Here is a 14,750-nt window from a genome sequence, read left to right as displayed (position 1 = left end):
GTACTATCGCTGCGCGATGTACAAGCGAAGGCATCCGCTTCGCGGATGCCAAGCGGTTCGCTGCGCTCCCCGCGTTCGCTGCGCTCCCGCGCCCCTTGCTTCGCAAGGGCCTGACTCCTGCTTCGGATCTGCTCCCTGCTTCGCAGGGACTGCCCTGCGCCTTCCCGCTTGGTCTCTACGCTGCGCTTCTCGCCCAGTTTCTGCGCTGCGCCTTCCGGCCTGCTCCCTACGCTGCGCTTCGGGACCGATAAAGCCCGTTCCAGGCGAAGCCGGCCCTGCCTGAACCCGGTTGATCGGTACGGAGGCTGAGGAGCGCTGCGCGCTCCTCAGTGGGTCCGCTGCGCTCCCCCACCCCAGCGATCCCTTCCGGCTGCGCCTCCAGAACCACTAAAAAGCCCCTTAGCGGGTGCGCCACGCGGAGCGTGGCGCACCCGCGGGACTGACGACTCGGCAGCAAGAAGGTGGGGTCGTGAACCCGGCCGCAGTCGTACGAGGGCTCACACCTGTTGAGGGTGGCCGCCGTCTCCCTCAACTACGAGCCGGTCGGTTCCGGGCTCCTCGGCTCCTTCCACCACCGTCACGTCGATCTCCCCGTCACCGGTGGTGTCGAACTGGTAGAGGTCCGCCTTGCCGTCGCCGGTCGTGTCCGTCATCCAGACATCGGGCTTTCCGTCACCGTTGGTGTCGGCGCTGAGGACGACATGATGCTCGTCCCCCTGGGTCGGAATCGCTTCTTCGGTACCCTCACTGGTTTCCATGACAGGCCGGTTGCCCCCGGGGCGTGGTTCGAAACCGTATCGTCTCGCAGCCAAGCAAGATGGAGTGATTCAAAATCTATGTCAGATAGGCTCTGGACTGAGGGGTAGGCACCTGATGAAGAGGAAGAGGCTTTTTGCTGTTCCAGTTGTCTCACTTCCGGTTCACGCGGTGCACGCTCCGCCAGGCGGTGACTCGCCGCTTCCAATTTGTAACTTCCCTTGTTTCTCAGGCTATTTGAGATGCGTCTCGTGAGTGTGGGTCCCAGAAGGTGGTGAGAGCGGAAGTGACGGCCGGAGAGTTGCGGTCTGGCCAACCTCCGCCGCAAAGGCGGCCTGGGCAAGGACCCAGACTCGCCGCCCTTGCAGCGCTCGGCACCAACTGGGCGGGACCGCCCCCGGCCGCCGAGGCCGCCCCGGAGCCGCCCGTCCCGCAGACCACGCCGTCGGCAGCCCCGACGAAGCGGCCGGTGCGGGAGCACCACGAGGAGTGTGACGAGGGCGGGAACTGCACCTGCTGGTCCATCAAGCGGTTCGGACCGCCCTCCGAGCGAGAGGGCTACGGGGACGACTTCTGACCGCTGCTCCCCCGCCCCGCGAGGCCCCGGACCCGCCGACAAGGCCCGGGGCCTCGTGCTGACTCGCCATGGGGCTCGATACCTGCGGGTGTCGCCCTCTCCCGAGCATCCAATCCGACATCGTCGCTGCAACGACTAGAAAGTCTCGCAGGAGATCTTCTCGTCCTCCGGCGCAAGCACCGTCTCGCCCAGCCACAGCAGTGGTATCGCGCGCATCGCCCAAGGCGCGATCTCCCGGCCGTCCTTGCACCCGTATGAGGCAACGAAGGAGGATGGAAACGCGAAGAGGAAAGTTGTTGCCAGGGGCACGAGGAATAGCCATCTGACTTCACGGTGGTAGATAGCGGCGACGATCGGCAAGAAGTAGCTTGCTCCCATCGCCGCGACTACATAAATGGTGATCAGAGCTGCGTTTTCGCCGACGAACTTACCTACGACACCGAGCAGCCCGATACCCAAAACCACTACCCCGAGACCCTGCATCGATCCGATGAGGAGCAGTCCCCCAAGGCAGCCCAGACCCGCTCGACTCATGTTGCCCCCCGGCGCCGTCTGACCGTGCTGCTGCACGGCTTGAGCCAGGGAGTCTGCCAGGCATTGCGGTGCTCCGTAGGTGTTACCTCCCATCTCGTAGTACGCACACTCTCGATCCGGGCCTTGTTCCGGGCGAACTCCCGCTCGGCCGCCGACAGCTGCCGGGCCGCACAGCCGCAGTGTCCCCCTTCTTGGCCGCCTGCGCCTTTTTGATCGCTTTGCGTTGCACCTTGCCTGGCCGCTTCCTCGGCTGCGGCCCGCGTGCCACCTTCACGGCCTCTGTACCGGGGCCTGTCCCACGCGCGGATCGTAGAAATGGGCGTTCGGCAGCCGACGCGCTCCACGCCACCAGACACCGGAACGGAGACAAACTCCGGCCCCTTCATACAACCGAGCTGATCGTTGAGGTACTGGCCGCGGAGCTGCTCGTCGGCCCACTGCCGCAGCGCCGCCTCGTGCTGGCCGGCCGGCCCGGTGAGTTCGAGGACGATCTCGTACTGGTGGCCGTGAATCCCGAGCGGTTCTGGGTCTCCGAACGGGAGATCGACCTCGTCTCCTCCTGGTCCTCACCGCCCGGCTGGGCCGTCACCGGCGGCCACGAGGAACCCCCGGGCGGAGCAGGTTCCTCATCAAGGTCGGCGGCCGCTCCGGCATCCGGAGCACCGGGCGCGCGGCGCGATCACCGTTTGTGGCAAGCCGTCTGGTGGCCCGTCAGATATGTGCGGCGCCATCTCACAGCCGGGTTCCGCGCTCCGGTGTGCGGGGCTCCCGCCGTGCGTAATGTCGTGGCCACGTCGCGGAGGGCGGCTCGGCGGAAAGGGCAGCGGACATGTTCCAGCGGACAGGCGGAGCCGTACTCACCGGCAGCGGCGACGCGTCGTGGCGGGGCGGGAGCGACAGAGTTCGCGCCGCAGGGCACGGATGTATGCGTTCCGGCGGCGATCACCAGTCGAGGCTGGCGGCCACCGGCAGGTGGTCGCTGCCGGTGGGCGGGAGCACCCACGAACTCGCCGGCTGTACGCCCCTGACGAAGATCTGGTCGATGCGCGCGAGCGGGAAGGCCGTCGGCCAGGTGAACCCGAAGCCGTCACCGGCCTCCTCCTGCACCGCGCGCACCCGAGAGGTGAGGCCGGTGAAGACGCGGTCGTCCGTGGTGCCGTTCATGTCGCCGAGCACCACCACCCTCGCCAGCTTCTCGTCGGCGACGGCCTCGGCGAGCTTGACCACTCCGGCGTCGCGCGAGTCCGTCCAGAAGCCGCCCCGTGGCATCACCCGGACCGACCCCAGGTGCGCCACGTACACCGCCAGCGGCCCACGGTCGGTGGTCACCGTGGCGCGCAGCGCCCGGGGGGCGTCCGGCGGGATGGCGGCCGCCCGTGTCCGGGCGAGGGAACCGACATCCCCGCGCAGGACGTCGACTGGCCGGGTGTCCGACAGTGGCAGCTTGCTCCACAGCCCGACGGTGCCCCGCACCTCGTGGTACAGGTACGTCCCCGCCAGCTCCCTCTCGTACGTGGCGGCGCCCCGTGCCGTCATCTCCTGGAGCGCCAGCAGGTCCGCCCCCGAGGCGGCGAGGTCCCGCGCGGTGCCGGCCGGGTCGTGGTTGTCGGCGCCGACGTTGTGGCTGACCACGGTCAGATCACCGCCGGGCCGTGACTTGTCGGCGAGCAGCCCGCCGAAGAGGCTCGTCCACGCGTAGGCGGGCAGCAGCAGCGCGACCATCGTCGAGGCGGAACGCCGCCACAGCCCCCGGGCGAGCAACACGGGTACGAGCAGGCCGAGCCACGGCAGGAACGTCTCCACCAGGCTGCCGAGGCCGCCCACGTCGGGTATGCCTCGGTGCGCCAGCATGACCAGGCCGAGGAGCAGGGTCAGCGCGGCCGACACTGGGCCGCGCCGCCAGGGGCCGGGTCGTGCGAGGGCGACTGCCGCCCGGCGTATCCTGGCGCGCCAGGTTGCCCGGCCCCGGGGATGACCGGTTCCGTACGGACCGGTTCCCTCGGTCCTCGCGTCCTCGGTGGCCGCGCCCCGCGCGCCGTCGACTCGCTGCCGCGCGTCCGCGGATTCCCGTAGGGCTTCGCTCACCGGTCGGTCGTCCTGTCGAGAGGTGCCGAGGGGGCGGGCAGGTGAACACGTACGCGCAGTCCGCCCTCGGTGCGTGGAGTGAGCGTGAGGGATCCCTCGTGTGCCTCGGTGATCCGCTGGACGATCGCCAGGCCGAGTCCGACCCCGGCGTCGTTGCCGCCGACGCGCTCGTTGCCCCGGCGGAAGGGCTCGGTGAGCGTGGCGACCAGCCCGGAGGTGAGCGGCTCGCCACTGTTCTCGACGGTGAGCGCCGTCGTCCCGGGGCCGTCGCCAGCGCCGGTCACGATCCGCACGGTGCCGTCGCCCGGCAGGTTGTGCACGATCGCGTTGTGCAGCAGGTTGGTCGTGAGCTGGAGCAGGAGCGCCTGGGATCCGGCGGCCGTGGCGATGTCGCCGGAGGTCTCGACGGTGACGCCGCGCTTCTCCGCGAGCGGGAGCAGCGTCTCGACGGCCTCGTCCACGAGCAGGGACAGATCGACCGGCTCCCGGGTGAAGGTCTGCCGGTCGGCGCGGGCAAGGACGAGCAGTGCCTCGGTGAGGTCGATCGCGCGGGTGTTGACGGTGTGCAGCCGTTCGACGATCCGGCCGAGATCCTGGCCCGGGTCGGCGCGGGCCACGTCGAGCAGGGCCCGCGAGACCGCGAGCGGGGTGCGGAGTTCGTGTGAGGCGTTGGCGGCGAACCGCCGCTGCTCGGCGACGTGCTCCTCCAGTCTGCCGAGCATCGAGTCGAAGGCGTCGGCGAGTTCGCGGAACTCGTCGTTGCGGCCGGGGAGCCGGATCCGGTGGGAGAGCGATCCCGTGGTGGCCGTACGGGTGGCGTCCGCGATCTGGGTCAGCGGCGCCAGCATCCGTCCGGCCAGGAGCCACCCCCCGACCAGCCCGAACACCAGCAGGAACGCCATGACCCCGGCCGCCCTCGGGGCGAAGACGTCCAGCAGCCGGGACCTGACGGGGAAGACGCCCCCGGTCAGGCCGTTCTCGGCTGTGCTGAGCATGGCGCGGTCGGGGACGTAACGCAGGAGGAACACCCACACCGCGGCGAGGAGCATGCCGCCGGCGACCATGAGGAATCCGGCGTAGCTGAGGGTGAGCTTGGTCCGTACGCTCAGTCCGGGTGTCCTAGGCACGGTGTCCTCCCTCGGTTCCGCCGGACCGCCGGATGTCGATGCGGTAGCCGGAGCCGGGCAGCGTGGTGATGATCCACGGTTCGCCCAGGCGCTTGCGCAGGGCCGAGACCGTGATGCGTACGGCGTTGGTGAACGGGTCCGTGTTCTCGTCCCAGGCCCGCTCCAGCAGCTCTTCGGCGCTGACGACCCCGCCCTCGGCGGCGATGAGGACCTCCAGGACGGCAAACTGCTTTCTGGTGAGTGCGACGTAGGCGCCGTCGCGGTGGACCTCTCTGCGGAACGGGTCGACCCGCAGGCCGGCGACTTCCCGTACCGGCGGCCTGCTGTGCGGGCGTCTGCGGTCGAGCGCCCTGAGCCTGAGGACCAGTTCCCGCAGTGCGAACGGCTTGGTGAGGTAGTCGTCGGCGCCGAGGCCGAATCCGGACGCCTTGTCGTCGAGCCGGTCGGCGGCGGTGAGCATGAGGATCGGCAGACCGCTGCCGGAGGCGACGATGTGCCGGGCGATCTCGTCGCCGGAGGGGCCGGGGATGTCGCGGTCGAGGACGGCGATCCCGTAGGTGTTGACGCTCAGCAGTTCCAGGGCGGTGTGGCCGTCACCCGCGACATCCGCCGCGATCGCTTCCAGGCGCAAGCCGTCACGGATGGCCTCGGCCAGGTAGGGCTCGTCCTCGACGATCAGCACGCGCATGATGGCGAGACTACGAGTCACCGCGTATCGGGGGCGTATTGATATCCCCCGGCGGTCGCCGTGCGCGCTCGCCGTGACCCGCCGTCTCGGCCTCCGCGCGGGCCGTCGTGGAACGTGCCGTCCTCGCCGTACGGCCAGGCGTTGGAGACACAGCCGTGCAGCCCCTTGATCTGCTGCATCATCACCGGGGCGGGCCTTCCGGTGCCGGGGCAGGTGCGGTGGCCGTACCCGAGCCAGTGGCCGACCTCGTGGTTGATGATCGGTGCCTGGTACTCGTCGGGCGGTCCCTCGAACTCGGGTGACCCGAGCTGCCAGCGCCGCAGGTTGACCACGACCGTCGGACCGACCCGGCAGTTCAGCTCACCGCCGGTGTCGAGGCCGCCGGTCGCGCAGATGCGGTCGGCGGTGTGCGGTGTGCGGTGTGGCGACGCGGATCACCAGGGTGGCGCTCTCGTCGGCGACTTGCCGGAAGGTGATGTCGCCGCCGTGCGCCCACCCCCGCTCGTCGTCGAGGACGGCGGCGATCCGCTCGGCGGTCTCGTCAGGGCTCACGCCGGTGCCGTCCTCGACCTCGACCCGGTACGGCCTCCCGGCGCCCACGCGCTCCGCACCGGATACGGCGACGGTGAAGGTGCCGGGGCCGGGGCCGGACGGCGGTACGGGCGTCACGGTCAAAGCCGGATCCGTGGAGCCCGGCGCGCGGCTGTCCCGGGGCTCTCCGGTCGACGGGGGGAACAGGCGGTCGGCCGGGCCGGGCGCTTCGCGGCCGAGCGCCAGGTGGACCGAGGCCGAGCCGAGGGCCACAAGCGCGATGACGGCGGTCGTCCCGCCGTGTCGCCGGTGTGCCCGGTGGGCGCGCGGCCTGGCGCGGATCTGTCCGGACGCGGGAAAGGGGTTCCGGGGCCGTACGGAGGTGTCCGTCTGCGACGAAGGGGTGCGGGCCATGTCTCCACTGGACATGGCGGGCTGTTGCGGCGACGTATCCGCTCTTCGATACGCCCGCGACAGACGGCCGTCCGGGGAGGCGCGCCGACCGGAGGCGGAGGGGTGCGCGACGGATCGGCGCGAGGCCCGGATCAGGCGGTTCTGGTCCGGGCCTCGGGGGCTCAGGCCCCCGGGCCGCCTGCTCATCCTCCGCGCGGGTCAGCGGTTCGCCGTCGAGCAGGCCCGCGCCGGACCAGCCGAAGACGACATGCGGCCCGCCCTTGCCGAGCAGAACGACGGCGGCCTGGCCGGTGTTGCCGGCCGAGTCGAAGACGATGGTGCCCGAGTCGTGCATTCTTCGAAGAACGACGGCTTCGGGGTTCTGCGTCGAGAGTTCTGCCTGGGGTCGGGATGCGCGCGATCGCCCGGGTGAAGTCCACCGGCGCCGTCTTCGAACGCGACGCCGGCCAGGGCTCCGCCCGGAGCCCCGCTCCGCCTGAGGGTGTAGTGGCGCAGGTCAGGGGCGGTCTTCGGCCCGGATAAGGCCGTTCCAGCCCCACCGGGGTGTCGGTCCCGGGTCGCCGAGATCCGCCCCCACCGGTTCGGCCGACACGTCCCGGGCGATCTGGGTGCCCCAGTCGAAGTACTCCATGACTCGGCGCCGCAGCAGTTGGTCGGCGGGCAGTTCCCTCTCGACAGCGGCGGTCATCAACTCCATCCAGCGCAGGCGCTGCTCCTCGGTGATCGACAATCCGAGGTGAGCCCGGAGCAGGGCCTGATGGCCCCCGAGGCTGTCGGTGAAGCCGGTGGGGCCGTTGAAGACCTCGGCAAGCCAGATGGCGACGTGTTCGACGTGGGCGGGGGTGAAGTCGACGAAGACCGGCGCAAGCAGTGGGTCGGCCAGAACAGCGTCGTAGAAAGTGCTGCTCAGCCGGCGCAGCGCCTCACTCCCGCCGACGGCGTCCACCAGCGGTCCGGAATGCTCGGTCATGCTGCTCCTCCGGTAACGGTCCCAGGGCGGCCTGCTGCTGACAGCACACCATCATGGCCGCTGCCGACCGCCCGCGATCGATGACACGGCCCTCGCCGACCGCGCCACCACCAACCCGATCCGACCCCGGGGCCCGGGGATTCGGGGTGTGGGCTCTTACCCGGCCGGGAGAGGCTTGGGATCTGTCCAGACGAGTGTGGCCGCGCAGGCGTCGAGTGGGCCTTGAGTGAAATGACAGAACCGCTGGTCACCGGCCTGGGCTAGGCCGACGCCAGCGGGGCGGACACCGTGCTCTCCGACAAGTCCCTCGCACCTGAGAACAGATGGCAGGTGAATACGAGAGGTCGCCCAGTATCAGCTCCCGACACGGCGATGCGGCGAATCCCGGGGCCAGGCCGGCCCCCGCCCCTGCGGCCAGGGCGAAGGCCAGAACTGCGCGTGGAACGGTGTTCCCCGTACCGCGCCATGGGCCGCGACCGCCTCGCCGATCCGGATCGGCATGCGGGCGGATACCTCACCGGCCAGCAGGTGTTGTGGTCGGCCGCCGCCCGCATGCCAGTCGCCTCCCCCTCCCCAACGGGCAACGCCGCCTCAGCCTGCGCGGACGCCACCCCAGCCACGTCATAGGCGCAGGCCGGCGGCTCCGGTGGCGACCTCGCCCTTTGACGTTGCGGTGGGGGCGGTCGGGGGTTATCGGGTCCTGAAGCGGCGGAAGAGGTTTCGGGCCACGTGCACGCCAGGGCCTCCGAAGCCGAGGAGGTCGAGTCGTCCGTCGCCGGTGATGTCGGCGAGGAAGCGAGGGTGACGGTCGACCCGCCAGCCGCCCGCGTCCTCGTGGTACCCGAAGCCGCGGCATACCAGTTGGGCCTGCTCGAACCGGCCGTCGCCGTTGTTGTGCGACACCCAGACGCCTTCGTCGCCGAAGCCGATGATGTCGGGGTTGCCGTCGCCGGTGACGTCGGCGAGGAGCCGAAGGTGCTTCTTGGCCGTCCACCGCTGGGCGGTCCCGAAGTCGTTCAGGACGAGCTTTGCGGGTTCGAATGTGCCGTCGCCGCGCCCGCGGGCGACAACGACGCCCTGAGGTCCGAAGCCGACCATGTCCGGTGTCCCACCATCGGTGGTGCCGACCAGGAACCGGGGGTGTTCCTTCACCGAGGCCCACCCCTGGTCGACGCCGAAGTCGTCGAGGACGTAGTACGGGTCGGCGAACTGCCCTTCCTCGTCCTGGAGTGACACCCAGACGCCGTCGCCGTGGCAGCCGACGAGGTCGAGCCTGCCATTGCCGGTGGTGTCGGCGAGGAAGCGGGGGTGCTTGTCGACCCGCCAGCTCCCCGCCTTCTCGTCGTGGCCGAACGCCCGGAGAACGGGTTCGTCGGGGAGCGGTGCGAATGTCCCTTCCTCGTCCTGGAGTGAGATCCGGAGGCCGTCGTCGTGGCAGCCGACGAGGTCGAGCCTGCCGTCGCCGGTGGTGTCGGCGAGGAAGCGGGCGTGCTTGGCGACCCGCCAGCCGCCCGCCTGTTGGCCGTGGCCGAACGCACCGAGGACGAGTTTGCCGCCCGCGGGCGCGAGCGTCCCGTCCTCCTCCCGGGAGGTGACCCGGACACCCCCGGCGGAAAGCTGGACGACGTCGGGCCTGCCGTCGCCCGCCATGTCCACGATCGTCCACAGGTCCTCGGGGCTCGGGGAGGGCCACGGAGGGTGGAGGACACTTTCGTCCTGGTCGAACGTGCCGTCGCCTCTGCCCAGCGAGGTCACGACGCCCTTCGCGGGTTTGAGGCCCACGATGTCGTTGCGCCCTGTTCCCGTGACGTCGGCGAGGAAACGGTCACCGGGCCCGGCCCACCGGCCCGGCTGCCCGAAGGAAGCGCCGGGCATCTTGGCGTCCTTCCACCCGCCGGCCTCCTGGTCGCTCCCGAACCGGTCGAGGACCAGCAGGACATCGCTGAAGGACGGCGCCGCGTCGGGTGCCGGACGCAAGGCGGTTGAGTTGACCAGCCGCCAGGACCGGCGGCCGTTCCAGTGGCTCAGCTGCGCCCAGCGCAGCACCGCGTCGCTGGTGCGCTCGGGCTGGGCCGGAACGAGCCGCCACCGCTGGCGCTCCGTCTGGTCGTCGTGCTCGCGCAGGACGATCGGGGTGCTGTCCTCGCCCGCCCCACCGTTCTCGCCGTCTTCTTCGGGATCGGGCAGGTCGAGAACGCAGCCGTCGCTCTCGCTCTCGATGAAGTAGAGGCCCGGTTCGCCGTCGACGGGGACGACATGCCAGTGCTGGCCCTTCTTGCCGGCGGTGGCGGCCCACTGTCGGACGCTCTGGTCCGCGGCGGCGGGGTTGTCGAGCACCTTGCCGCCGACCGCGTTGCGGATCACGTAGATGCCGTCGTCCAGTGCGGCATCCACGGGGGCGAGCTGCCACTGCTCCGGCCTCGGGCCGCTTTCGGGGAAGTCGCGGACGACGAGCGCCCCGTCCGCGTTCGGCGTGGCTTTCGTGCCGAGTGTCTTCCCCGTGGCGGCGTTGACGATCTCCAGCTTCAGTTCTTCCGTGGGCACGGGCATCGTGGTGCCTCTTCCAGGGGGTGCGGGCGTGGACTCGGGAGGGATACGGTGCGGTGATGGCCGCGGATCACGTGAAGACGTGGTGGTAGGGGACGTTCCACTCGCTGGGCAGCCGCGGGTAGAAGGTGTTGATGACCGTGCCGGTGAAGTCCCCGCCCCAGTTGTAGGTGAGCCGCACCTCGCTGTCGCCGGTCACCGCGTGGTCCTTGAACCCGAGGATGGCGTCGGGGTGGGTGATGGGCACGAAGGTGATCCCGCCCCACGGCGTCACCGTGACGACCCAGAGCTGGGTGTCCTCGGCCGCGCCGTTCTTCCCGCGCCACTTGTCACCGACCTTGCCGGGAAGGCCGACCTGGACGGTGTCGGCCGTGCTCTTCGGCGCCTCCTGGTGCGCGGTGATCCGCCTGCGCTGCGGCTTCGGCGCCCCGTCGTCACCGCGCCCGCCGTCGGCGTCGACGGGCTTGGGCGTCACCTGGCCGGCGGCGCTTTCGAGGTAGTAGAGCGGCCGTTGGCCGAAGAAGCCGCCGGGGGTGACGTACCAGAGGTGGCCCTGCGCCTCCTTGGTGGCCGGGTCGAGCGCGGTGGCCAGCTTGACCCCCTTGTCGTGGCTTTCCTCCTTCAGCTCGGCAGGCCGCAGGTAGCCGCCGTTGAAGGCGTGGACGAGCATGACCGGGCGGTTCTCGACCAGCGCCGCCACGATCGCGTTGTCGTAGCTGTTCACCGCCACCGGCCCGCCGACCACCAAATTCGACATAGTCGTGCGTTCTTGGGTGTACATCGCGGAAACCTCACCTGTCCTGGATGGGGAGAACAACGCATCGTGAACTCAGTGAAGTGGTTTATCACGGCCTATTGCCGAATGCCAGCCAGTCTCGATCGAAATGAATTCGAAAGCGAATAGGCGACCGAAGAAAATTCGCCCAAAGGCGGCAAATGGCCAGGCGAAAGCACTCGCAGGTGGAAAAGAACAGCATTTATCGATCGAATGATCGATCATCTCTCCGGATACTGTCTCCGACGCCTCGGAAAGCAGTCAGCCAATCGTCATCACCCGATTGAGGGTGGCGCCCGAAGATGTCTTCTCGGGCAATATGGCTCGTGATAGCTTCGATTGTCGGAACCTGCGCAGACACCAGTCTCCAATTTCACCGGGCGCAGTTCGACCGGATCAGTCTGAGGACATACATTGCCTTCCCACGCGTACAACCTGGACCGGGCCAAGCGCCTCCCGCTGACGAAGAAGAACCTGCGGGAACTGAACATCGAGCAGACCTGGCAGTCGGTCCTGGACCACCCCAACCTGGTCTACGTCGACGACTACGGGGTCCGGCACAAGCCCGTCGGGTTCTCCGTGAACAAGTCGCGGTTCGGGTCCTTCCCCGGGACCGCGACCCAGCTCGGCTGGCTCGCCTACATGAACCTCGGGGAGCCGCTGATCGAGGAGCGGCGCAACATCCACCAGCCTCCTCCCGACACGTTCTCCTCGCGCACCTACGTCAACCGCAGCCAGGCGACCCCGATGACCTTCACCGACTCGATCCAGTTCACCGTGTCGAACGAGGTCACCTGGACGCTTCAGGGAGATGCGCAGCTCACCTTCGGCGGCAGCGTCAGCGCGGAACTCCAGTTGCAGCTGCAGAACATGCTCCAGGTGGACCTCGGGACGCAGTTGCAGACGCAGCTCCAGAACGACGTGGCGATCAAGAACACGACCACCGTGACCAACGAGAACAGCAAGGACGACCAGGGGAGCGACAACGCCAACGCCACCGAGGTCGGCACGACGAACGCGGTGGCGAACTCGGCGGCGAACTCGGTGACGACCTCGGCGGCCTTCACGACCACTGGCAGCGCCACCGGCACCGCCGAGCTCAACGCCCAGCTGATGCTGGGCATCATGGGCTCCGTCGGCGGCACGCTGAACACCAGCTGGGCCTCGAACTCGCAGATCTCCGGCGAGGTACCGCCGGGCTCCCGCGTGGAGACCATCGCCACCCAGCGGCGCACCCGCAAGCAGTACTCCTACGAGATCCCGGTGACCTTCTCCGGACTGCTCGCGGTGCGGTACGACGTGCCCGTCGCGGTCCTGTCTCCGCCGCAGAACGGGGACTACCCCGGCCTCGCGGAGCTGGTCGCCCGCGACATCGGCGACCTCGACCTGGCGGGCGGCGGCTTCCGCATGAAGGGCCTGGCCGAAGTCGTGTCCGCCCTGGAGGTCCACCACACGATGTTCGACGTCGAAAGCCTCGCCGACAGCCGGCGAGCTCCGCACAAGCAGCCCTGACCGGCGCGCCACACCCCCACGACGACAACAAGGGACGAGGACCATGGTGTTCGACAACATCTTCAACTCCGCCGGCAGGGGCGCGGGGCTCTTCTCGGTGACCACCAGCGGCGCCAGGCCGGAACCGGGGGCGGGCGTCGACTTCGAGGACGCCGACGACGACACGTACGACGACCGGAGCACCAGCCTCTTCACCAGCGCGATCCACGGCGCCTCCTCCCGCGCGAAAATCGTGCAGGAACAGGCGCCCGAAGCACGGGCCATCCTCGGCTTCCTCGGCTCTTTCATCCAGACCACCCAGACATCGGCCGGGCAGCAGGCCCAGTACGCCCAGGACCCCGGCTCGGTGTCCGCCGCGGCCTCAGCAGGCATGCAGCAGTCGAGCGCGACCGTGACCGAGCACAGCGGACTCCAGAAGGACCAGGACCTGGAAGACCGGCCGAAGAAGAGCGACTACACCAAGGCTCCCAAGGCCCCGGAAACCCCCAAGGCCACCAAACCGGCCGCCGAGGACCCGCCCGCATCCCCGTGACCGGCCCCGTGGGGGCAGGGGCGAAGCCGCCCCTGCCCCCACGTGCGTCAGACGGGAAGCAACTCCCACTGCCGGCCCCGGTGGTCGCCCTCCGCACCGTGCTGCTTGATCGCCACCCGGGCGTTGGTGTCCACGCGCAGAAGCAGACCACTGTTCCGGTTCGCGATCTCGTACACCCGCTGAGAGCCGCTCGCCGAGCCCACCGGGATCAGCCTCCACTGCTGGTGACGCGCCTCACCGCCTTCGTAGGCACGCTGCGCCACGACCGCTCCGGCCCGCTCCTGTGCGTCGACGACCTCCAGGACCCTGCCGCTGCGCACGTTCTCGATCGTGTACAGGACCTCGCCGTCGTCCTGGCCCGCCACGACCAGCCGCCACCGCTGGTGGTCCCGGGGAGCGGGGAGGGCCTGGTGGATCTCGGCCCCGTCCTTGGTCGACTCACGCAGGACTCCCATCCGCAGCCTGCTGCGGACATTCGCCCAGGAGACCACGGTGCCCGACTCGGGCAGCCCGGCCATCCTCGCCGACGGGATTTTCCGGATGCGGTGATTGAGGAGGTCGCCGATGTAGAGGTTCTCCACGCAGTCCACGGCGAGCCCGGTCGGGCTGTTCAGCTGGGCCGAGGCTGCGGGGCCGCCGTCACCGCCGGAGCTCGCGGTGCCGGTGCCGGCGAACGTACTGATCGTCCCGTCCGCCGTGATCTTCCGGACCCGGTGATTCACGGAGTCGCCGATGTAGAGGCTGCCGGTGCTGTCCAGCAGCAGCCCGATCGGCTTGTTCAGCTGGGCCGAGGCGGCCGGCCCGCCGTCACCGCCGAAGCCCGCGGTGCCGGTGCCGGCGAACGTACTGATCTTCCCGTCCGCCGCCACTTTCCGGACCCGGTGGTTGGTGATCTCGGCGATGTAGAGATTGCCGGCGCTGTCCACCACGAGGTCCGACGGGTGGTTCAGCTGGGCGGCGGTGGCGGCGCCGCCGTCACCCTTGAAGCCCGCGGTGCCGGTGCCGGCGAACGTACTGATCCTCCCGTCGGCTGTGATCTTCCGGACCCGATGACTGACGCAATCGGAGAACCAGAGCACCCCGGCACTGTCCACCGCCATCGCGTACGGCCAGTTCAGCTGGGCGGCGGTGGCAGCGCCGCCGTCACCGCTGAAACCCTTGGCGCCCGTGCCGGCGACGGTGCTGATCGTCCCGTCAGTTGTGATCTTCCGGATCCGGTGGTTGCCGCTGTCGGCGATGTAGAGCGTGCCCGCGCCGTCCAGCAGCAGCCCCCGGGGGAAGTGCAACCGGGCCGAAGAGGCAGGGCCGTTGTCACCTCCGTGACCCGCGACCCCGGTCCCCGCGACCGTGCTGATCCTCCCGTCGGTCGTGATCTTCCGGACCCGGTGGTTGTTGCGGTCGGAGAAGTAGAGGGTTCCCGCGCCGTCCACAGCGATTCCGTACGGATGGTTCAACTGAGCCGCAACGGCAGGCTGGTTGTCCCCCGCGAATCCCGCGACCCCGCTCCCCGCCACCGTGCTGATCGCAGGGGCGGCCTGCTCGGGAGCTGCGGCTGGTTCCTGGACAGTGCTCATCGTCATCCTTCGCCATCGACCAACCGCCCACTACAAGCAGTTGTTAGGTAACTCCAGATAGTCACAGGAGTGTGGTGGTCGCAAGCCCACTTCCGGGTTGGCTGACGGGAGTTGACAGTGGTCTCCGC

13 protein-coding genes are annotated in these 14,750 nt (G+C 69.5%); 2 read left to right on the top strand and 11 right to left on the bottom strand.

Features of this window, described 5'->3' with window-relative positions:
• Positions 1 to 497 precede the first annotated feature (497 nt).
• The 10 genes from OG875_RS30930 to OG875_RS30885 all read right to left on the bottom strand — a co-directional run bounded on the left by OG875_RS30930 (position 498) and on the right by OG875_RS30885 (position 11,010).
• Positions 498 to 758: a hypothetical protein gene (locus OG875_RS30930; protein ID WP_330177539.1), complete on the bottom strand. Its 261-nt coding sequence runs from the start codon at positions 756 to 758 to the stop codon at positions 498 to 500.
• Positions 759 to 1,468: 710 nt separating this feature from the next.
• Entirely contained in the window at positions 1,469 to 1,903 is a 435-nt protein-coding gene (locus OG875_RS30925; RefSeq protein ID WP_330177538.1) for a hypothetical protein, read from the bottom strand.
• 906 nt (positions 1,904 to 2,809) lie between these two features.
• Positions 2,810 to 3,808, bottom strand: a complete 999-nt coding sequence (locus OG875_RS30920) for an endonuclease/exonuclease/phosphatase family protein (RefSeq protein ID WP_330177963.1) — start codon at positions 3,806 to 3,808, stop codon at positions 2,810 to 2,812.
• Between the two features lie 140 nt (positions 3,809 to 3,948).
• Positions 3,949 to 5,079 (bottom strand): sensor histidine kinase, encoded by a 1,131-nt coding sequence (locus OG875_RS30915; protein ID WP_330177537.1) that lies wholly within the window; start codon positions 5,077 to 5,079, stop codon positions 3,949 to 3,951.
• On the bottom strand, positions 5,072 to 5,767 hold the full coding sequence (locus tag OG875_RS30910; protein ID WP_330177536.1) for a response regulator transcription factor: 696 nt from the start codon (positions 5,765 to 5,767) through the stop codon (positions 5,072 to 5,074). Before OG875_RS30910 ends, OG875_RS30915 begins: the two co-directional genes overlap by 8 nt.
• A 17-nt stretch (positions 5,768 to 5,784) precedes the next feature.
• Positions 5,785 to 6,126 carry a DUF3152 domain-containing protein gene (locus tag OG875_RS31095; protein ID WP_443079306.1) on the bottom strand — a complete coding sequence of 114 codons (342 nt, stop codon included), beginning with the start codon at positions 6,124 to 6,126 and terminating at the stop codon, positions 5,785 to 5,787.
• A gap of 1 nt (position 6,127) precedes the next feature.
• Complete coding sequence (locus OG875_RS30905) at positions 6,128 to 6,712, bottom strand: DUF3152 domain-containing protein (protein ID WP_443079230.1); 585 nt, start codon at positions 6,710 to 6,712, stop codon at positions 6,128 to 6,130.
• 496 nt (positions 6,713 to 7,208) lie between these two features.
• Entirely contained in the window at positions 7,209 to 7,682 is a 474-nt protein-coding gene (locus OG875_RS30895) for a group II truncated hemoglobin (RefSeq protein ID WP_330177535.1), read from the bottom strand.
• A 690-nt stretch (positions 7,683 to 8,372) separates the two neighbouring features.
• Positions 8,373 to 10,232 (bottom strand): FG-GAP-like repeat-containing protein, encoded by a 1,860-nt coding sequence (locus tag OG875_RS30890; protein WP_330177534.1) that lies wholly within the window; start codon positions 10,230 to 10,232, stop codon positions 8,373 to 8,375.
• A 67-nt stretch (positions 10,233 to 10,299) separates the two neighbouring features.
• Positions 10,300 to 11,010 (bottom strand): hypothetical protein, encoded by a 711-nt coding sequence (locus OG875_RS30885; RefSeq protein ID WP_330177533.1) that lies wholly within the window; start codon positions 11,008 to 11,010, stop codon positions 10,300 to 10,302.
• A 408-nt stretch (positions 11,011 to 11,418) separates the two neighbouring features.
• Here OG875_RS30885 and OG875_RS30880 point away from each other — a divergent pair, with 408 nt between their 5' ends.
• A complete protein-coding gene (locus OG875_RS30880; protein WP_330177532.1) occupies positions 11,419 to 12,516 on the top strand; it encodes a hypothetical protein in 1,098 nt (365 codons plus the stop codon).
• A gap of 43 nt (positions 12,517 to 12,559) precedes the next feature.
• Entirely contained in the window at positions 12,560 to 13,048 is a 489-nt protein-coding gene (locus tag OG875_RS30875) for a hypothetical protein (RefSeq protein WP_330177531.1), read from the top strand.
• 47 nt (positions 13,049 to 13,095) lie between these two features.
• On the opposite strand, the gene OG875_RS30870 is transcribed toward OG875_RS30875, so the two are convergent.
• A complete protein-coding gene (locus tag OG875_RS30870) occupies positions 13,096 to 14,622 on the bottom strand; it encodes an NHL domain-containing protein (RefSeq protein ID WP_330177530.1) in 1,527 nt (508 codons plus the stop codon).
• Positions 14,623 to 14,750 lie beyond the last annotated feature (128 nt).

It is taken from the genome of Streptomyces sp. NBC_01498, from assembly GCF_036327775.1.
Taxonomy (GTDB): Bacteria; Actinomycetota; Actinomycetes; order Streptomycetales; family Streptomycetaceae; genus Streptomyces.
Note: the sequence above shows the minus strand (reverse complement) of the source record. Positions and strands in the feature narration are given on the sequence as shown.